At 67.9% G+C, this 19,354-nt stretch carries 17 protein-coding genes; 6 read left to right on the top strand and 11 right to left on the bottom strand.

Annotated elements, in window-relative coordinates; translation table 11 throughout:
* Positions 1-35: 35 nt before the first annotated feature.
* Positions 36-2,012 (bottom strand): UvrD-helicase domain-containing protein, encoded by a 1,977-nt coding sequence (locus NSQ78_RS00315; protein WP_049468492.1) that lies wholly within the window; start codon positions 2,010-2,012, stop codon positions 36-38.
* A gap of 101 nt (positions 2,013-2,113) precedes the next feature.
* On the opposite strand from NSQ78_RS00315, the gene NSQ78_RS00310 reads away from it, so the two are divergent.
* A complete protein-coding gene (locus NSQ78_RS00310) occupies positions 2,114-2,734 on the top strand; it encodes a thymidine kinase (protein ID WP_049468491.1) in 621 nt (206 codons plus the stop codon).
* A gap of 271 nt (positions 2,735-3,005) precedes the next feature.
* Here NSQ78_RS00310 and NSQ78_RS00305 read toward each other — a convergent pair whose 3' ends face one another.
* The 4 genes from NSQ78_RS00305 to NSQ78_RS00290 form a co-directional block, all read right to left on the bottom strand.
* Positions 3,006-4,610 (bottom strand): glucan biosynthesis protein D, encoded by a 1,605-nt coding sequence (locus NSQ78_RS00305; RefSeq protein WP_053461772.1) that lies wholly within the window; start codon positions 4,608-4,610, stop codon positions 3,006-3,008.
* A gap of 106 nt (positions 4,611-4,716) precedes the next feature.
* Entirely contained in the window at positions 4,717-5,529 is an 813-nt protein-coding gene (mutM, locus tag NSQ78_RS00300) for a bifunctional DNA-formamidopyrimidine glycosylase/DNA-(apurinic or apyrimidinic site) lyase (RefSeq protein ID WP_064237365.1), read from the bottom strand.
* 19 nt (positions 5,530-5,548) lie between these two features.
* Positions 5,549-5,881, bottom strand: coding sequence for an EF-hand domain-containing protein (locus NSQ78_RS00295; RefSeq protein ID WP_049468487.1), 333 nt, complete (start codon positions 5,879-5,881; stop codon positions 5,549-5,551).
* A complete protein-coding gene (locus tag NSQ78_RS00290) occupies positions 5,878-7,080 on the bottom strand; it encodes a fatty acid desaturase (protein WP_064237364.1) in 1,203 nt (400 codons plus the stop codon). The genes NSQ78_RS00295 and NSQ78_RS00290 overlap by 4 nt, the downstream gene beginning before the upstream one ends.
* A 151-nt stretch (positions 7,081-7,231) precedes the next feature.
* On the opposite strand from NSQ78_RS00290, the gene NSQ78_RS00285 reads away from it, so the two are divergent.
* Positions 7,232-8,053 (top strand): ATP-binding cassette domain-containing protein, encoded by an 822-nt coding sequence (locus tag NSQ78_RS00285; RefSeq protein WP_064239581.1) that lies wholly within the window; start codon positions 7,232-7,234, stop codon positions 8,051-8,053.
* 130 nt (positions 8,054-8,183) lie between these two features.
* Here the strand turns inward: NSQ78_RS00285 and NSQ78_RS00280 are convergent, their stop codons facing one another.
* Positions 8,184-9,386, bottom strand: a complete 1,203-nt coding sequence (locus NSQ78_RS00280; RefSeq protein ID WP_064239580.1) for a DUF4785 domain-containing protein — start codon at positions 9,384-9,386, stop codon at positions 8,184-8,186.
* An 11-nt stretch (positions 9,387-9,397) separates the two neighbouring features.
* Positions 9,398-10,276, bottom strand: coding sequence for a hypothetical protein (locus NSQ78_RS00275; protein ID WP_064237363.1), 879 nt, complete (start codon positions 10,274-10,276; stop codon positions 9,398-9,400).
* Positions 10,277-10,536: 260 nt separating this feature from the next.
* Here NSQ78_RS00275 and NSQ78_RS00270 point away from each other — a divergent pair, with 260 nt between their 5' ends.
* The gene (locus NSQ78_RS00270) at positions 10,537-11,376 is read left to right on the top strand and encodes a phosphatase PAP2 family protein (protein WP_064237362.1); all 840 of its coding nucleotides are present in this window, start codon (positions 10,537-10,539) and stop codon (positions 11,374-11,376) included.
* Between the two features lie 15 nt (positions 11,377-11,391).
* On the opposite strand, the gene NSQ78_RS00265 is transcribed toward NSQ78_RS00270, so the two are convergent.
* The 3 genes from NSQ78_RS00265 to NSQ78_RS00255 form a co-directional block, all read right to left on the bottom strand.
* Positions 11,392-12,339 carry a hypothetical protein gene (locus tag NSQ78_RS00265; RefSeq protein ID WP_154803395.1) on the bottom strand — a complete coding sequence of 316 codons (948 nt, stop codon included), beginning with the start codon at positions 12,337-12,339 and terminating at the stop codon, positions 11,392-11,394.
* Positions 12,321-12,866 carry a hypothetical protein gene (locus tag NSQ78_RS00260; RefSeq protein WP_064237360.1) on the bottom strand — a complete coding sequence of 182 codons (546 nt, stop codon included), beginning with the start codon at positions 12,864-12,866 and terminating at the stop codon, positions 12,321-12,323. The genes NSQ78_RS00265 and NSQ78_RS00260 overlap by 19 nt, the downstream gene beginning before the upstream one ends.
* Positions 12,867-13,112: 246 nt before the next feature.
* A complete protein-coding gene (locus tag NSQ78_RS00255; protein ID WP_064237359.1) occupies positions 13,113-15,383 on the bottom strand; it encodes a TonB-dependent receptor in 2,271 nt (756 codons plus the stop codon).
* A gap of 159 nt (positions 15,384-15,542) precedes the next feature.
* Between NSQ78_RS00255 and NSQ78_RS00250 the strand changes: the two genes are divergently transcribed.
* Together NSQ78_RS00250 and NSQ78_RS00245 are read left to right on the top strand one after the other, a co-directional pair.
* On the top strand, positions 15,543-16,559 hold the full coding sequence (locus NSQ78_RS00250; protein ID WP_049468473.1) for a TIGR00266 family protein: 1,017 nt from the start codon (positions 15,543-15,545) through the stop codon (positions 16,557-16,559).
* A gap of 240 nt (positions 16,560-16,799) precedes the next feature.
* Positions 16,800-17,792 (top strand): patatin-like phospholipase family protein, encoded by a 993-nt coding sequence (locus tag NSQ78_RS00245; RefSeq protein WP_064239579.1) that lies wholly within the window; start codon positions 16,800-16,802, stop codon positions 17,790-17,792.
* Between the two features lie 39 nt (positions 17,793-17,831).
* Here the strand turns inward: NSQ78_RS00245 and NSQ78_RS00240 are convergent, their stop codons facing one another.
* Positions 17,832-18,317, bottom strand: a complete 486-nt coding sequence (locus NSQ78_RS00240) for an Lrp/AsnC family transcriptional regulator (RefSeq protein WP_049468471.1) — start codon at positions 18,315-18,317, stop codon at positions 17,832-17,834.
* A gap of 125 nt (positions 18,318-18,442) precedes the next feature.
* Here NSQ78_RS00240 and phhA point away from each other — a divergent pair, with 125 nt between their 5' ends.
* The gene (phhA, locus tag NSQ78_RS00235; RefSeq protein ID WP_053461764.1) at positions 18,443-19,336 is read left to right on the top strand and encodes a phenylalanine 4-monooxygenase; all 894 of its coding nucleotides are present in this window, start codon (positions 18,443-18,445) and stop codon (positions 19,334-19,336) included.
* Positions 19,337-19,354: the final 18 nt, after the last annotated feature.

Genomic DNA, 19,354 nt, shown 5'->3' with positions numbered 1-19,354 from the left:
AAACCGATTGTAGGGCCGTGAGCCGGGGTGCCGGATCAATCGAACAGCGCCTCGATCGCCGCCAGACCCGCCGTCGCCCGCTCCTTCTTGCGCGCCGCATCGGCGACCGGATCGGCACCATCGCGCTGGATCTCCTCGGCGGGAATTTCCTCGAAGAACCGGCTGGGCTTCAGCCGTACATGCTCACCGAACTTGCGGGTGAGCTTGCTGTAACTCATCCACAACTGGATCTTGGCGCGGGTGATGCCCACGTACAGCAGCCGGCGTTCTTCCTGCAGGTTGCCCTCATCCAGGCTGACCTGGTGCGGCAGCACGCCGTCTTCGCAGCCGACGATGAACACATAGGGGAACTCCAGGCCCTTGGAGGCATGCAGGGTCATCATGCGCACCTGGTTGCCGCCCTCGTCCTTGTCGCTGCGCGACAGCAGCGCCAGCTGGCCGGCCAGGTCGGCGGCGGTGGCACCGCGCGGGCCGCCCTCGAACCACTGCGCCAGTTCCTCGATGTTGTTGGCGCGGCGCTGGTAGCTGGCCTCTTCCTTGGCCTGCTGGCGCAGTTCGCTGAGCAGGCCCGATTCCTTGGCCACCTTGCGGATCATGTCGCCGGACGTCACCTGGCGCATCTGCGCCCGCAGGTCGCGCAGGATGTCGGTGAAGCGCGCCAGGCTGTTGGCCGCGCGCGGCGGCAACTGCTGCAGGGCGCCGATGGTCTCGGCCACATGCGCCATCGGCATGTCCTTTTCCTGCGCCAGCTCGGCCAGCCTGGCCAGCGTACCGGCCCCCACGTCGCGCTTGGGCGACTGCACCGCGCGCATGAACGCGGTGTCGTCGTCCGGGTTCACCAGCAGGCGCAGCCAGGCCAGCGTGTCCTTCACTTCCTGGCGCTCCAGGAACATCGTGCCGCCGGTCAGGTGGTACGGGATGCGCAGCAGCTGCATCGCTTTTTCCAGCGGCCGCGACTGGAAGTTGCCGCGGAACAGGATGCAGAAATCACTCCACGGCACCTTGCGCGACTGCGCCACGAAGGCGATCTCGGCCGCGACCTTTTCCGCTTCATGCTCGCTGTTGCGGCATTCCCACACGCGGATGCGCTCGCCGTCGGCCTGGTCGCTCCACAGTTTCTTCAGGTGCTCGTGCGGGTTGTTGGCGATCAGCGCATTGGCCGCGCGCAGCACGCGGTTGGAGCAGCGGTAGTTCTGCTCCAGCTTGATGATCTCCAGGGCGGGGTAATCGCGCCCCATCTGCTGCAGGTTTTCCGGGTTGGCCCCGCGCCAGGCGTAGATCGACTGGTCATCGTCCCCCACGCAGGTGAAGTTGCCCTTCTCGCCGGCCAGCTGCTTGAGCAGGCGGTACTGCGCGTCGTTGGTGTCCTGGCATTCGTCCACCAGCAGGTAGCCGATGCGCTCGCGCCAGGCCAGCGCGATCTCCGGGTTCTCTTCCAGGATCTGCACCGGCAGACGGATCAGGTCGTCGAAATCGACCGCGTTGAACGCGGTCAGCCGCAGCTGGTAACGCTCGTAGACGCTGGCCGCTTCCTTCTCGCGGTTGCTGCGCGCGGCGGCCATCGCCTGCTCGGGCGACAGGCCGGCGTTCTTCGCACGCGACACCAGGTTCTTCATGTCCTCGATGTCATCGGGCTTGGCCCCGTGCATCAGGTCCTTGATCTGCGCGGCGGCATCATCGGCATCGAAGATCGAGAAACCACGCTTCAGGCCCACGGCGGCGTGCTCGATCTGCAGGAACTTCAGGCCCAGCGCATGGAAGGTGCAGATGGTCACTTCGTCGGCGTCCTGCTCGCGCAGGCGCTTGGCCACGCGCTCGCGCATTTCCTTGGCCGACTTGTTGGTGAAGGTGATCGCGGCGATGCGGCGCGCCGGGTAGCGGCCACAGCTGATCAGGTGGGCGATCTTCTCCACGATCACGCGCGTTTTGCCGCTGCCGGCGCCGGCGAGCACCAGCAACGGGCCTTCGATGTGCAGGACCGCGGCAGCTTGGGGGGGATTGAGACCGTGCATGGAGTGGGGATTGTAGCGGGCGGGCGGGACAACCACAGCGGGCGGCCGGCAGGCTTGCTGAACAGCTTCGGCCAGTGGGGGCGGCGGCGTACAATCGGCCGATGGCCAAGCTCTACTTCTACTACTCGGCGATGAACGCCGGCAAGACCACCACCCTGCTGCAGAGCGCACACAACTACCGCGAGCGCGGCATGCGGGTGGCGATCCTGACGCCGCGCCTGGACGACCGGGCCGGCGCCGGCGTGGTTGCCTCGCGGATCGGCCTGCGCGCCGAGGGCATGGCCTTCGACCGCGACACCGACCTGCAGCGCTGGGTAGAGCAGGACCTTGCGGAAAACGGGCCGATGGGCTGCGTGCTGGTGGACGAGGCGCAGTTCCTGACCCGCGCCCAGGTCTGGCAGCTCAGCGAGGTGGTCGACCAGCTGCGCATTCCGGTGCTGTGCTACGGCCTGCGCACCGACTTCCGCGGCGAACTGTTCGAGGGCAGCCAGTACCTGCTGGCCTGGGCCGACGAGATGCAGGAAATCAAGACCATCTGCCACAGCGGCAAGAAGGCGACCATGACCGTGCGCGTGGACGAGCATGGCCACGCCGTGCAGGACGGCCCGCAGGTGGAGATCGGTGGCAACGACCGCTACGTGTCGGTCAGCCGTGCGGAGTTCAAGAAGATCACGCGCGGTGAAGGGCGGATCGACCCGGCGCAGGCGCCCCTGCCGCTGTAAAGGGTGTTCTTTTGCAGGGCTTGCAGCCCTGCACCTGCAGAAGCAACGGCAACGGCCAAAGCCAGAGCCGCATTCCGTGGGATGGCGGGCCGGTGGCGGGAGCGTCCGCGGCATGAATGCCGCGGCCAAGCCCCCATGGACGGGTTTACGGCGTCTCCCGCCACCGGACCCACCCCGCCTACCCTCAGGAAACCAGCTTCTGCTTCGGCTGTTGCTGTGGCTTTGGCCTCGGCAGGTGCAGGGCTGCAAGCCCTGCAAACCCGCACCCCTCTTAGTACAGCGTGCGCTCCGGCGCTCCGGCCGGCGGCGGGGTGTACTGGTACAGCCAGGTCTCGGTCAGGGTCTTGCCGCCACTGCGCAGGAACAGGCGGATGTCGATCTGCTCGGTACTGCCTTCCGGCGGCACCAGGTCGAACATCGCGCGATAGCCGTTGATCTCGCGCAGCGGCCGCGCCGACACGATCTCGACCCGGCCCCGGCTGGCTTCCACCACCGCCTCGACCTCGGCCTTGTCGATCAGTCTGGCCAGTTCGCCGCCTTCGAAGTCCACCGCGAAGCGCCAGCTGAAATACTCGCGCTTCTTGCCGACCACACCGCCCAGGCCGGTACGGCTGGCTACGCAGTGCGCCAGCGGCGGACGTGCCGGCGGCTCGGCGCCCCAGTACAGGCGGTAGCCAACCAGCAGCTCCTGGCCCGGCTGCGGCTTCTCCTTCGGATTCCAGAACGCCACGATGTTGTCGAAGGTCTCGTCCACGGTGGGAATCTCCACCAGCTGCACCGAGCCCTCGCCCCATTCGCCCTTCGGCTCCACCCACAGGCACGGGCGCTTCTCGTAGAACACGCCGTCATCCTGGTAGTGGTCGAAGTTGCGGTCGCGCTGCAGCAGGCCGAAGCCGCGCGGGTTGCGGTCCACGAACATGTTGAAGCGCAGGTTGCGCGGGTTCAGCAGCGGGCGCCAGATCCATTCGCCGGCACCGGTCCACAGCGACAGGCCGTCGGTATCGTGGATCTCCGGGCGCCAGTCCCAGCCCATGCGGCGGTCGTTCTCGCCCACCTGGTACATGCTGGTGCACGGTGCGATGCCGAGCCGCTCGATCGGCTTGCGCGGGTACAGCGCGCTGTCGATGTCCATCAGCAGCACGTCACCGTTGGTGATCGCGAAGCGATAGGCACCGGCCACGCTGGGCGAATCCAGCAGGCCGTAGACCACGATCGTGTCCGAATCAGCCGACGGCTGTTCCAGGTAGTAGGCGATGAAATCCGGGAATTCCTCCGGCTTGCCCATCCCGGTGTCGATCGCCAGGCCACGCGCGGACTGGCCGTACTGGCCTTCCTTGCCGACCGCGCGGAAATAGCTGGCGCCGAGGAAGGCAGCGAAATCGCGGTCGGTATCCTTGCGGGTGTTCAGGCGGAAGCCGGCGAAGCCGAGGTCGGCCGGCAGCTCGCCATCCTTGATGCCGCTCTTGCCGTAGTTGAACGCCGCGCCGTCATAGGCCAGCTCCTGCGCCTTGCCGTCGACCACGTCGAACATGCGCACCGGCGAATGGAAGTACAGGCCCAGGTGGAAGAACTTGGCCTGGAACTTGCCGGGCTGGTCGGCCCACAGCGCATGGTCCTGGCGGTAGCCGATCGACTGGTACTGGTCCCAGTCCAGGCCCTCCAGGCGGCCCGGCAGCACCCGCTTGTGGCTCTTGTAGGGCGCCTGCGCCAACGCGCGCGCCTGGCCCTTCAGGGTGGCGAAATCGAACGGCTGCGGCTGGCCGAGGCGGCGCAGGCCCATCTGGCCGCTCCGGCTGGCCGCGCACGCGGGCAGGGACGGCAGGCCGAATGCAGCCAGGGCGAGGGAGGCATTGCGGATGAAGTCGCGTCGTTGCATGCAGGCGCGTCAGGCACAGGGAGGAAGGTCGGCCATGATAGGCAGACAAACGTTAACGGGCAGCGGAGACGCGCCCTGCCCGTTCAGCTGCCGCTGGCTGCCCGGCTCAGCGCTGGCAGTGGCTGCACCAGACGCTGGCGCGCTGGCCGATGGTGGCGTGCTTCAGCGCGCGCCCGCAGTTCGGGCACGGCAGCCCGTCACGGCCGTACACCAGCAGTTCCTGTTCGAAGTAGCCCGGCGCACCATCGGGGCTGATGAAATCGCGCAGGGTGGTGCCGCCGCGGGCGATCGCGTAGCCCAGGATCTCCTTCACTGCATCCGCCAGCCGCTGGTAGCGCTCGCGCGAGATCTTGCCGGCCTCGCGCAGCGGGCTGATGCCGGCCTTGAACAGGCTCTCGGCGGCGTAGATGTTGCCGACACCCACCACCACCGCCTGGTCCATCAGGAAGGTCTTCACCGGCGCACTGCGGCCCCGGCTGCGGGCGAACAGGTAATCGCCGTCGAAGGCATCGTCCAGGGGCTCCGGGCCCAGCCCCTGCAGCAGCGGGTGGATCTCGCCGGCCGGCTGCCAGAGCAGGCTGCCGAAGCGGCGCGGGTCGTTGAAGCGCAGCAGGCGGCCGTTGTCCAGGCTGATGTCGACGTGGTCGTGCGCCCGCAGCGGGGTATCACCCGGCAGCACGCGCAGGCTGCCGGACATGCCCAGGTGCAGCACCGCGCTGCCGATGGCGGTATCCAGCAGCAGGTACTTGGCGCGGCGGCGGATGTCCTCGATGCGCTGGCCCGGCAGCAGCTCGGCCACTTCCGGCGGAATCGGCCAGCGCAGGTCGGCGCGGCGCAGGATCACGCCATGCACGCGCCGGCCCTGCAGGTGCGGCGCCAGGCCGCGGCGGGTGGTTTCGACTTCGGGTAGTTCGGGCATGGGGTGATTCTACGCCCGCTCAACGCGGCGGCGCGGACAGCTCACGGGCGTCCAGGAAACCATCACCGTTGGCATCCTGCTTGTGGAAGCGCTGCACGATCACCTGCCGCTGCTGCTCGCGGCTGATCGCCCTGCCCTTGCCGCCGGGCAGCTCGTCGGCGCTCAGCACGCCATCACCATTGCGGTCCATGTGGTCGAAGGCATACAGCATCCACTGCACGTACTCGGATTCACTCACCCGGCCGTCGCCATCGCTGTCCATCCGCTGCAGATAGCTGGCGGTGTCGGTGACCTGGGCCAGCGCCACGCCCGGCAACAGCAGCGCCAGCAGAAGCCCGTGCCCTGCCCTCACGCGCCCACCAGGCTGTAGCCCTTCAACCGTGCGGCGTAGGCCTGCAGCGCGGCGATACCGCTTTCCTCGGCCTCGCGGCACCAGGCCTGCAGCTGATGCAGGCGCTCGGCAGCATCGTGGCCGCGCGCCTCCAGCAGCGCCGCCAACCGCGCGCGGTACTCGACCAGGGTGCGGATGCGCGGGCGCTGTGCCACCCAGGCGCTGAGCTGGGCACGCCCGTCCGGCTTCAGCCAGCGGCCATCATTGACCAGGCCGCGGCGCAGCCGGCGCGGCAACAGGCGGCGCAGCTTGGCTCCAGCCTGCGCGGCTTCCTCGCGCAGGGCGGGCATGAACACGTTGCGCTGGTAATCCGTCATCGCCTGGAAGCGATGCGACAGCAGCGCCTTCAGGGTTTCGGCATCGGGCACGGCGATGTTCGGTCGCACGTCCATGGCCGGCGCCACCCGCAGCACCTTGGCCAGGCGCAGCGCCTGCAGCAGTCGGATCGCACTCCAGCCGATGTCGAACTCCCAGCGCCGCATCGCAAAGCGCGCCGAACTGGGGAAGGCATGGTGGTTGTTGTGCAGCTCCTCGCCGCCGATCCAGAACCCCCACGGCGTGAGGTTGGTGGAGGTATCGGCCGACTCGTAGTTGCGGTAGCCCCACCAGTGGCCCAGGCCGTTGACCACGCCGGCCGCCCAGAACGGGATCCACGCCATCTGGATCGCCCACAACGCCACGCCCGGCAGGCCGAACAGCACGCTGTTGATCACCAGCAGCAGCACCGGGCCCAGCGTGGCGTGCGGGGTATACAGGTGGCGCTCGATCGCATCGTCCGGGGTGCCGCGCCCGTACTGCTCGATGTCCGCGCGCATGGCGCGTGCCTCCCGGTACAGCTCCACGCCGTGCCAGAACACCCTGCCGATGCCACGGGTGACCGGGCTGTGCGGGTCGTCCTCGGTCTCCACCTTGGCGTGGTGCTTGCGGTGGATCGCCACCCATTCCCGGGTGATCATCGAGGTGGTCAGCCACAGCCAGAAGCGGAACACATGGGCCAGCGCCGGGTGGAAATCGACCCCGCGATGGGCCTGGCTGCGATGCAGGTACAGGGTCACCGAGAAGATGGTGATCTGGGTGAAGACCAGCAGCACCGCCAGCAGGGCCCACCCGCCCAGGCCGAGCACACCACCGGTCAACAGGGACATCAGGGCATCAGGCATGGCAGCTCTCCGGATCGACGCGGGGATGGCAGACATGATGGGCGCTTGCGTTGCAAACTGCATCCCTACGGCGGTGTATCGCATCGCCATCCGTGGCACCGTTCACAGTTGGGGACCCGAGTTGTCGAGCCTTGATCCACGCACCAGCGCCATCACCGCTGCCCCGCCCGTCGCGGAGCCGCCCCCGTTGATCGAACTGGACCGCGCCACCGTGGTGCGCGGCCAGGTAAAGGTGCTGCACGGGCTCAGCCTGCGCATCGCGCAGGGCCAGCACACCGCCCTGCTCGGGCCCAACGGCTGCGGCAAGTCGACCTTCATCAAGCTGATCACCCGCGAGCTGTACCCGCTGGCGCTGGGCGACGGCTCGGTGGCCGTGAAGGTGCTGGGCCAGAACCGCTGGCAGGTGGACCGGCTGCGCTCGCAGCTGGGCATCGTCACTGGCGACCTCAGCAGCAACCTGGCCGACATGCCGGGGCTGACCGTGGAGCAGGCGGTGCTGTCCGGCTTCTTCGCCAGCTACGTGGTGCCCGCGTTCCGCGAGGTGACCGACGACATGCGCGCCCGCGTCGGCGAAACGCTGGCGATGACCGGCGCCCTGTCCCTGCGTGAACGCGCCTACGCCGAGCTGTCGGCCGGCGAGACCCGCCGCGTGCTGATCGCCCGCGCGCTGGTCAACCGGCCGCAGGCACTGCTGCTGGACGAACCGTCCACCGGATTGGACCTGGTCGCGCGCGAGCAGCTGGTGGCGACCATGCGGGTACTGGCGCAGCAGGGCATCACCCTGGTGCTGGTGACCCACCACATCGAAGAGATCATTCCCGAGATCGAGCGGGTGGTGCTGCTGCGCGACGGCCGCGTACAGGCCGACGGTACCCGCGCCGAGCTGCTGCGCAGCACGCCGCTGTCGGCGGTATTCGGCGGCACGATCACCGTGTGCGAGCAGGAAGGCCGGCTGACCGCGTACGCGGGGTAATCGACATGCGGTTGTAGAGCCGACCCCACGCTCGGCGGCTCGTGATCACAGCACACAGCAGCCGAGCATGGGCTCGGCTCTACAGGCTGCAATGCAGCGGGCCGGAGGTTCCGGCCCGCTGCACCCTTGCTCAGAACTTCAGCGCCAGCGCGCGCGACTCGATCGGTGCCATCCGGCTCTGGTCCTGCAGCTGCAGGTCTCGCAGCTCATAGGGTGCGCCGAAGCCCGCCGGCAATGCGGCCTGGTCGAACGGCAGCACCAGCTGGCCCGCGCCGGGGCCATCGAACCACGCCGCTGCATGCCCCTGCGCGACCGGCCTCAGTTGGCCGTCGCGACCGGTGGCATACAACGTGCCACGCGCCTCGTAGCGACCGGCTGCGGCCACCTGCAGTGGCAGCGCCACCTGGCGGCTGGCCGGGTCCGGTGCCGCCTGGCCGCTGAAACGCGCGGTCGGCCGCGCCACCGCGAAGGCGACCTTGCCATCGCGCAGCACGCCATCGGCCTGCGCGAACACCTGCAACTCCCACAGCCCCTGCACGCTGCCGACGTCGGACGGAATCCGCACCTGCGCACGCAGGGCGCCATCGGTGGTGCGCAGCAGCCGCTGCGGCCAGCTGCGTCCGTCCGGTGCCACCAGCAGCGCTTCACCGCCCAGGCCGCTACGCCGCGATGCCAGCTGGGCGGTGGTGGCGCCGTCTTCCAGCAGGCGTGCCTGCAGCTGCACGCTGCCACCGGCCAGCACCTGTGCCTGGTTGGCCTGCACTTCCAGCCGCAGCGGGCTGTTCGGCTCGAGCACCTGCACCACGTAGCGGCCCTGTGCCTGTGCGCTCTGCAGGGTGTACGCACCGGCGGCACTGGTCGCGCCGGTGCGCAGCATGCTGCTGCCATCCTTCACCGGCATGCCGGCCTCCTGCAGCGCGCGCGCATCGACACTGCGCGCCACGCTGCTGCGGCCGGCCGGGTCGCGCACCTGCAGGGTATTGGCCGGCAGCGCGCGGGCACCTTCGGCCGGGCTCAGCTGGATCACCGCATCGGCGGCCGTCAGCGGCAGGTCCAGGCCGCGTTGCAGCTGCGTGCCATCGACCTGCTGCCAGTAGCTGCGGCTGACCGAGGCGTACGGCGTGGCTGCCTGCAGCGGCTGCGCCGGGTCCAGCGTCCAGGCGAACGCCAGCGGCGCGTGTTCGCTGTCATCGGTGGGCAGCGGCGCGGCCACCAGGGTGGCAGGCACCTGATCGCCCGCGCGGGCCGCCTGCAGCGGCTGCGCGGCCTGCGCCGTGGAAAGGGACAGCACTGCCAGCACCGCACTGGCCAGCAGGGTGGAATGGATCGTCATGGTCATCTCCCTCACTGGGTCAGGTCGTTGCGCAGCAGGGTGCCGAGGCCGAAGCACTCGCGCCGGCTCTGGTTGTGGCTGAGCGGTTCTGCGCCCTGGGTGCGCGCCTTGTCGGTGAACCAGGTGGTGCCGGCAGCTTTCTGGCTGCTGCACTCCAGGAAGCCATCGGAGCAGGACGACAGCCAGTTCTGGGTGAACTCCAGGCCGACATTGGCGGCATAGCCACCGCAGTAGCTGTTGCTGTCCCATACCGCCGATTCCACGTCACTGCCGACCACCACACGGAACGGCTTGGGCAGCGCCGGGCGACCGGCCGTGCCATACAGGTTCTGCGCGTTGTAGGTGGCCATGCTCGCCACCTGCTGCTGGCGCACCGCGTCGTTCTTGTAGCCGAGCAGCCAGCCCAGCGAGGTTTCGAAGGTATTGCCGTTGAGCACCGCATCGGCCAATGGCGTGCCGGCCGAGGACGGCGCCAGCGCGGTGACCTTGCGCAGCGTACGGATGATCTTCGGATAGCGGCTGTCGTAGGTCGGGTTGGACAGGATCCAGCGCACCACGTTGCCGCCGTTGGAGTGGGTGATCACCACCAGCTGGGTGATGCCACGGCTGTCGATGAAGCCGGTCAGCTGGTTGGCCAGGCAACCGGCCGCTTCCGGTTTCCACATGTACTGGGTGAAGTCACAGTTGATGACGACGTAGTTGCTGCTGTTGGGCAGGCCCTGGCGCACGGTGTCGATGATCGCCGGCTGCCAGTAGTCCTGGGTGGCATTGGTCTGCGCGCCGGTGCCATGCACGAAGGCCACGCCGACCACGTCGGCGGCCTGCGCCGGGGCGGTTGCCAGCCCGAGGAGCAGGGCCAGGACGGTACTTCCTGTTGCGGTGCTGCGCATCGCTTCTCTCCCTCTGTCAGCGGATCCCCCCGACCCGACTGGAACTGGACGGCATCTCGACCACCGTTGTGTCGATGCTCGCGCTGCAGGCGCGTGAAAGTCCGTGCGCTGCGCCCGGAATCGGGAGAATGACGCCGAACGATGACGGTTTTTATTCCATGGCAGTGACCATGCCGGGTCTGGCCGTATGACCGACGGTCACTGCGGTGTCGTGCGGGGGCTGCGATCATGGCGCGGTGTTTCCTGCCCAGAGCCTGTCCATGTCGCTGATTTCCCACCCTGCCCGCCCGCTGCTCGGCCTTGCCGTGGCTGCGGCCCTGGCCGGTTGTGCCGCCACCGCCACCAAGCCGACCGCCGTCGAAGCCAACATCACCACCAAGGCCGTCGGCTATCTGGACAAGAGCGCGGTTCCGGCCAGCCTCGACCTGGTGCCGGCACCGCCGGTCGCCGGTTCGGCCGCCCTCGCCCTGGACGAGCAGGTCAGCCGTGAAGCCCGCGCGCTGCGTGGCAGCCCGCGCTTCGCCCAGGCCGGCGTCGATGCGGAACTCGGTTTCCCCGAGGGCGCCAACCACTTCTCCTGCGCCGCCGACATCGACGTCGATGCGGTGAAGACCCCGGCGCTGTACCGCCTGCTGGAGCGCAGCCGGATCGACGCCAGTGCGGCGACCAAGGCGGCCAAGAACCACTACCAGCGCCCGCGCCCGTTCATGGTCAACGGTGAGCCGACCTGCTCGCCGAAGGACGAGGACGGCCTGCGCAAGAACGGTTCCTACCCCTCCGGCCACACCTCGATCGGCTGGGCCTGGGCCCTGATCCTGTCAGAGATCGCGCCGGACCGCGCCGACGCCATCCAGGCCCGTGGCCGCAACTACGGCGAGAGCCGCCTGGTCTGCAACGTGCACTGGCAGAGCGACATCCTCGAAGGCCGCTTCATGGGTGCCGCCGCCGTGGCCCGCCTGCACGACAACGCCGCGTTCAACAAGGACCTGCTGGCCGCACGCAGGGAGATCGAAGCGGCACGCAAGGCCGGTCTGCACTCCAGCCGCGACTGCACCACCGAGAACGCGGTGCTGAAGATCCGCCCGCAGAGCGCGCTGTAACGGTCGGTGCCAGGGTCAGGGCTCTGCGGCGATCCCTGCGTCGGCGAACGCCTTCTGCAGGGCTGCTTTGTTGCCGCCGCGCGGCCAACCCACCACCCGCGCGGCGACCCTGCCGTCGCGCAGGATGTAGAAGGTGGGTGTTCCCCAGTAGCCGAAGTCTGCAAAGTCCGTCTGGCGGGCCACGACCTGGATCGGCAGATCGGGATGGCGTTCGGCCCAGTCGGTGAAGATGCGCAGATCAAGCGTCCCGTCCTGCGGGGACAGCCACAGCGCGCGGCTTCCTGAAAGTATCCGCAACACGTCGGGGTCGGCGCGCGCCGCTTCTGCCACCGCACGCGTGAAGCCGCAGGCTGGATGCGCGATGACAATGATCTTCAACGACGCCATGTCGGCGTGCGCCGCGCGAAAGCTCGCGCCATCCGCACTGGGCGTCCAGTACTCGAACGGCTTGGTGACGCGCGGCCACCGGGGCACGGGGCGGCCATTGAAAGCGGCCCGCCACGGCGATACCGGGGCCAACGCAGCGGCATCACGGCTCAGAACGGCAATGGTCGCTCCGGCGCGTGCGTCAGCAGGCTGCAGTTCACCACGCTTGCGGAGCTCGACCCCCACGCTCAGTGCAATGGCCGAGTAGTGCGGCTGCTTGCCTGCCACGGCGGCCGCGTGGGTCGCCCGCAACAGTACCCGCAGGTCGGGTGTGCTCAGGCGGGACAGCGTAGCGGTATGAGGCAAAACACCCGTGTCAAACGCACGATCAACCTGGGCTCCGCGCTCACGCCAGTCATGGTCCGGCCCTGAGAGACTTTCCCACGTTCCCTGCACGGTGGCATAGCCCTCCTCCAGAGATACCCCGGCGGCACAGGGAGAGGACAGGATCATCGCCAGCGTGGTGGCGACCGGGAGCAACCCACGCATCATGACCCGTGGGCGCCGCAGGGCCGCGATCAGCAGTTGGACGTGCATATGTGTGCCGTTGATTCCTCGCATGTCGCGTGCGAGATGCACTTGTAGCCAGGATAGTCTGCCTCGTTGCAATGTTCTCCCACGCTACAACGCAGGCTGCGCGCAGTGTTCTGTATCTGCAGAACCCGTTGGTCTTCTTCCGAATTGACCCTGACATCGGGAATGACCGCCACCAGGTGCTGGAACCCAAACGGTTTGAGTACGCGATGGAGATCGGCCGCTCCCAGTTCCCGTGCCAGATCGGAGTAATCGAAGGTGGTCAGTCCGAGCGCACTGAACCGTAGCGATGCGGTGAACCGCGCGCGCGCTGCAGGCGTCATTTTGTAAAGGGGAAACGTATCGGTGTCCCCGAATGCCTTTGCATACGCGTCGAATGATCGCTGATCGGTGATCGACGCGGTCCGCTTCTCCAGGTGCAGGTGCTGGTCGTCCGGAAGCGTCGTTGTTGCTGCTTCAGCAGCGTTCACCCCCGCAGATGCCTGTATCGACAGCACGAGCATGGCCAAGCCTACGGTCATCCGCGACATTCTGTTCTTCATTGCAGTACCCCGGTTGCCCGGAAGATTCCGGTAGCTACGGTTGTACGCCTGTTCCATCCGAGCGCATCGACACGGGCTCGGGTTCACGGCAACTGAGACATATTCTTGCCGCCGCTCACACTTCTTGACCGCTGCCCGCAGTGCGGGTGTGTCCATTTGCGACATGGTCGCGCATCAAAAGGAAGGGCCGGCATTGCGCCGGCCCTTCTTCATTGCACTACCGCAGCCACCGCATCAGAACTTCGCGGTGAACTCCACGCCCCAGGTCCGCGGCTCATTGAGGAAGCCGGTCAGGTTGTTGAAGTCGATCGCGCCGACCACGCGGGTCTGGTTGGTCAGGTTGCGGCCGAATACGGCCACGTCGTACTGGCCGTAATCCCAGTTGTAGCCCAGGCGCAGGCCGCCTTCCAGCGAACTGCGGCCGCGGAATTCCGGCGACTCGTAGATGAAGAAGTTGACCGCACTGCGGTACGCCCAATCGGTGTAGGCGTACAGCTCACTGCCATCGCTGAGCGGGAAGCCCACGCGCAGGGTAGCGTTGTGGATCCACTTCGGCGCCTGCGGCAGCGGGTTGCCGTTGACCAGCGCGTAGGTCTGGCCGTTGATCACCGTGGTCGGGTCAGTGATGGTGCAGCCACCGCCACAGATCGCCACCGCCAGGTTCTTGTCCTTGATCTCGGTGTCGTTGTAGCTGCTGCCGAAGGTCAGCAGGACGTTGTCGGCCAGGTAGGCCTCCAGGTCCAGCTCGACGCCCTGGCCGACGGTCTTGTCGGCGTTGAGCAGGGTGGCGGTGTTGTTGGCGCCGCCCACCGCGATCAGCTGCTGGCCATCGACGTTGTAGCGGAACACGCTCAGGCCCAGGCGCGCGCGGCGCTCGAACAGGTCGGCCTTGATGCCGGCCTCGTACGAGATCACCTTCTCCGAATCGGCCTGCGACAGGCCCGGCGCGAAGGCCAGGCGGCCCTGGATCGACGGCGCGCGGAAGCCCTTGGCCACGCGGGCATAGGCGTTGATGTCGTCGGTCAGCTTGTAGACGCCACTGAAATCCCAGCTGACGTCGTTGACGTCGGTGTTGGCCAGGTACGGGCCACTGACCGGGGTGCCGAACGGAACGGCCTGCAGCACGCTGGCGCTGAAGTCCTTCTTGTCCTGGGTGTAGCGCACGCCGGCGCGCAGCTTGAAGCGGTCGGTGACATCGAAGTCACCCGAGGCGAACACCGCCCACGCCTTGTTGCGCTGGTTCTGCACCACGTGGCCGGTCTGCGGATTGCCCGGGGTCAGCGAGTCGTAGTTGAAGTTGTTGATGGTCACGTCTTCATCGAAGTAGAAGACGCCGGCCTGCCAGTCGAAGCGGCCCCACTCGTCGGACTCGACGCGGACTTCCTGCGTCCACTGCCGGTGGTGCGGCAGACCGTCGGCCGACTCCGACGAGAACGGAATCAGGCCGGGGCCGTAGTTGCCGGCACCCAGGAAGGACGCGCCGTAGCCACCGTCGATGTCGCCACGGTTGAGCGATTCGGCGGTTTCATAGCCGGTGATCGAGTGCAGGGTTACCGAGCCGAGGTTCCACTGCAGGCGCGCGCTGCCGCCCCAGGTCTCCAGGTCGGAGAAGTTGACGCCGTCGTTGGCCACCTTGTCGCGGTCGAAGTTCTCGACCAGCGCATTGCCCCCCTTCTGGATGATGTTGGCGCGGAACAGGCGGGCGGTGCCGTTGAGCTTGCGCTTGTGCAGGTTGAACAGCGCTTCGAAGTCATCGCCTTCGTACAGGAACTGCACGCGGCCGGCCGCTTCGTCATAGCCCTCGAAGCCGCTGTTGGGTGCACCGACGCGGGTGTTGTCGACCCAGTCGTCGCGGCGCTGGTAGATGGCCGAGACGCGCGCCGACCAGCGGTCGGTCAGCGGGCCGCCGTAGGCGCCCTGCACGTTCCAGCTGTTGTAGCTGCCATAGCCGACGCGGAGGTAACCATCGGCATCCTGCGACGGGCGCGCCGAGTCGAACTTGACCACACCGGCCGGGGTATTGCGGCCGAACAGCGTGCCCTGCGGGCCACGCAGCACTTCCACGTTGGCCAGGTCGAACAGCGGGAAGCCCTTCAGCAACGGGCTTTCCTGCACCACATCGTCATACACCAGCGACACCGGCTGCGACGCATTGAGGTCGAAGTCGGTGTTGCCCAGGCCGCGGATGTAGAAGCGCGGGAAGGCCCGGCCGTAGGACGACTCGATGTTGAGGCTGGGCACGCGTGCGGCCAGGAAGCGGATGTCATCGCCGGCCGAGCCGAGCACGTCCAGCTTCTCGCCCTGGATCGCGCTCAACGCGACCGGTACGTCCTTGGCGTTCTCGACGCGGCGCTGGGCGGTCACCTGCAGGGCGTCGAGGGCAACCGGATCCTTGGCAGCGGGGGTTTCCTGGGCGGCTGCTACCAGCGGCAGCAGGGCGGAAAGAGCGGCAACGAGGGGACGCGCGACCGGAAATCGGCCACGGGAAGTGCGGGTCGGGGACATGGCGGTAGGCTGTGTTTGGAGGGGTGGTAAAACGGCGCTACCAGATAATTGTTGCAATACAGCACCTGCCCCGCAAATGCCGGCCGTTCATGGCCCTGTCGCCCGGCCCCGGGCGCGCTCGCTAGACTCGGGGTTTTCCAGCGCCGCGGAGCCGCCGCAATGACCCAGTGGTACTTCCACGCCTCTGCCCAGGCCGAACGCATCGGCCCGCTTGATGACGAGGCCGCGCGCCGCTTTGCGCTGGCCAATCCGCGCGCGCTGGCCTGGTGCCAGGGCATGGGCGGGTGGACGTCGATTGCCGAGGTGCCCGAACTGCAGTCAACGGCCCCTGGCATGCCCAGCACCCCGCCGCCGGTCCCCGCCGACGCCAGCGGCCGCGCCGACGACATCGAATTCCGCATCGTCGGCCATGAGATGCAGTTCGTGGAAATCGAGCTTGACCCCGGCGAGAGCGCCATTGCCGAGGCCGGCGCCTTGATGTTCAAGGACGCGAGCGTGCAGATGGACACCGTGTTCGGCGCCGCCAGCGGGGGTCCGGGCGGTGGCTTCATGGGCAAGGTGATGGCCGCCGGCAAGCGCGTGCTGACCGGCGAGAGCCTGTTCGCCACCGTCTACACCCAGAGCGGCCACGGCAAGGGCAAGGTCGCCTTCGCCGCGCCCTACCCCGGCACCGTGCTGGCGATGAAACTGGACCAGCATGGCGGCCGCCTGATCTGCCAGAAGGACAGCTTCCTGGCCGGCGCGCGCGGTGTGCAGATCGGCGTGCAGTTCCAGCGCAGGATCATGACCGGCCTGTTCGGCGGTGAGGGCTTCATCATGCAGAAGCTGGAAGGCGACGGCTGGGTCTTCATCCACGCCGGCGGCTGCGTGATCGAGCGCGAGCTGGCCGCCGGCGAGCGCCTGGACGTGGATACCGGCTGCGTGGTGGCCTACCACCCGACCGTGGACATGGACGTGCGCCGGGTGACCGGCATCAAGAGCATGCTGTTCGGCGGCGAAGGCGTGTTTCTGGCCACGCTGACCGGCCCTGGCAAGGTCTGGCTGCAGTCGCTGCCGTTCTCGCGCCTGGCCGGCCGCATGTGGATGGCCGCGCCGCAGGGCGGCGGCCAGAACCGCGGCGAAGGCTCGGTGCTGGGTGGCCTGGGCCGGATGCTGGACGGCGACAACCGGTTCTGAGCGGCTCCGGTCGTGCCGGCCTCTGGCCGGCAGCCCCATGCACCCTGGCGCGCATCCCGGTAGTGCCGAAGCCGCTGGTAACAACCCCATGGACCGTAGCGTAGCCAGTTTCCCTATGGTTGTACCAGCGGCGGCGGCACTACCTTTATGAATGGGCGATATTTCCCACCCTGCCCGCCCTGCCACGGCTTCGGTATGCTGGCGCCCTTTCCTGAACCCGGCGCCGCGCGCGCACGGCCGATGAGCCTGTTCCACCCCCGCATGCTGCTGTCCGTCGCCCTGATCGGCCTGCTGGCCGGCTGCGGTGGCGAGCCGGTCCGCCCCACCCCGCCGCCGGCACCGACCGTGGTCCCGCAGGCCAAGCCGGTGAAGATCGGCATCGCCCTCGGCGGCGGCGCGGCCAAGGGCTTCGCCCATATCGGCGTGATCAAGATGCTGGAGGCCAACGGCTTCGAGCCGGCCGTGGTCGCCGGCACCAGCGCCGGCAGCGTGGTCGGCGCCCTGTATGCCAGCGGCATGGACGCCTTCCAGATGCAGAGCAAGGCCGTGGCGCTGGATGAAGCCAGCATCCGCGACGTGCGCCTGTTCTCCGGTGGCCTGGTGCAGGGCCAGAAGCTGCAGGACTACGTCAACGAGCAGGTTGCCAACCGTCCCGCCGAGCGCCTGAAAAAGCCATTCGCCGCCGTCGCCACCCAGCTGGAAACCGGCGAGCGCGCCATCTTCGTGCGCGGCAATGTCGGCCAGGCCGTGCGCGCATCGAGCAGCATCCCCGGCGTGTTCGAACCGGTGAAGATCGGCGGCCGCAACTACATCGACGGCGGCGTGGTCAGCCCGGTGCCGGTGGACGCCGCGCGCCAGCTCGGCGCCGACTTCGTGATCGCCGTGGATATTTCCAGCAAGGCCAGCGGCAAGGCGCCGACGGACATGCTGGGCATCGTCAACCAGTCCATCTCGATCATGGGCCAGCGCCTGGGCGAGCAGGAACTGGCGCGCGCCGACATCGTCATCCGCCCGAAGGTGCTGGACATCGGCGCGGCCGATTTCAGCCAGCGCGGCACCGCGATCCTGGAAGGCGAAAAGGCCGCGATGGCGGCCATGCCGCAGATCCGCGCGAAGATCCAGCAGCTGCAGCGCGCACGCGCCGCCGCAGCGGCACCGGCCCCGGTGGCTGCACCGAAGTGCGAGGAAGCCTCGCGCCTGGGCAGGCTGATGGGCCGCAAGGACAAGTGCTGATCCCTTGATGCGTGGCCACCGGGCATGCCCGGTGGCCGCTCAGGACTCCAGCTGCGACAACGGCAACGCCTGGAAGCCCTTCACCGTGCGCAGCACGAAGCTGGAATTGGCATCGGCCACGCCACCGGCGTTGAGCAGCCGGTCCAGCAGGAAGTGCGAGAAGTGCTCCAGGTCGCGCACATAGACGTGCAGCAGGTAGTCCATGTCGCCGGTCAACGCATGGCAGGCCACCACCTCATCCCAGCCCTGCACGCTGTCCACGAAGTGGCCGATGGCGGCCTGGTCGTGCTTTTCCAGCTGCACGCGCACGAAGGCCTGCAGGCCCAGTCGCAGTTGCCGTGGCTCCAGGCGCGCACCATAGCCGACGATCACGCCCTCGCTTTCGAGCCGCTGCAGGCGGCGCAGGCAGGCCGAGGGCGAGAGATTCACCCGCGCCGCCAGTTCGGCGTTGGTAGCGCGCCCGTCCCGCTGGATTTCAGCCAGCAGGCGTATATCCGTGCGATCGAACTGGACTTCTCCGGCCATTGTTGCCCCGCAACATGGTGAGTACGCAAGGATATTGCGCCAACAACGGCAATCGGCGCAACTTTTGCAACCCTGTTGCGCGCGCCCTGCCCTAGCATCGTGGGAATCCCTTCAAGGAGCGCCCCATGGACCTCGCCCAGCCCCGCCGCGTCGAACACCAGCAGACCGACAAGGGCTACGTGCCGGTGTACACCACCGCGCTCGTCGAGCAACCGTGGGACACCTACACTGCCGACGACCACGCCACCTGGAGCACGCTGTACCAGCGCCAGCGCGAGCTGCTGGTCGGCCGCGCCTGCCAGGAGTTCCTGGATGCGCAGGACGAGATGGGGATGAGTGCGCACATGATTCCGCGCTTCGACCAGCTCAACGAAGTGCTCGGCGCGGCGACCGGGTGGACGCTGGTCGGCGTCGAAGGCCTGCTGCCGGAACTGGATTTCTTCGACCACCTGGCCAACCGACGTTTCCCGGTGACCTGGTGGATCCGCCGCCCGGACCAGATCGACTACATCGCCGAACCGGACCTGTTCCACGACCTGTTCGGCCACGTGCCGCTGCTGATGAACCCGGTGTTTGCCGACTACATGGAGGCCTACGGCCGCGGTGGCGTCAAGGCCCACGCGATCGGGCCGGACGCGTTGCAGAATCTCACCCGCCTGTACTGGTACACGGTGGAATTCGGCCTGATCGATACGCCGGACGGCCTGCGCATCTACGGTGCGGGTATCGTGTCGTCGAAGGGAGAGTCGCTGTACTCGCTGGAATCGGACGCGCCCAATCGCATCGGCTTCGACCTGCAGCGGATCATGCGCACGAAGTACCGCATCGACACGTTCCAGAAGACCTACTTCGTCATCGACAGCTTTGAACAGCTGATGCAGGCGACCTCACCGGACTTCACTCCGATCTACGCAGCACTGGCCGACCAGGCGCACCTGCCTGCCGGTGATGTGCAGGACGACGACCGCGTGTTCCAGAAGGGCTCGGGTGAAGGCTGGGCCGACGGCGGCGACGTGTGAGGCGGGCCGGCGCGCGGG

This window comes from Stenotrophomonas sp. FSL W7-1447 (assembly GCF_037966425.1).
Taxonomy (GTDB): Bacteria; Pseudomonadota; Gammaproteobacteria; order Xanthomonadales; family Xanthomonadaceae; genus Stenotrophomonas; species Stenotrophomonas pavanii.
The sequence above is the reverse complement of the archived record's forward strand: the minus strand, read 5'-3'. Positions and strand labels throughout refer to the sequence as shown.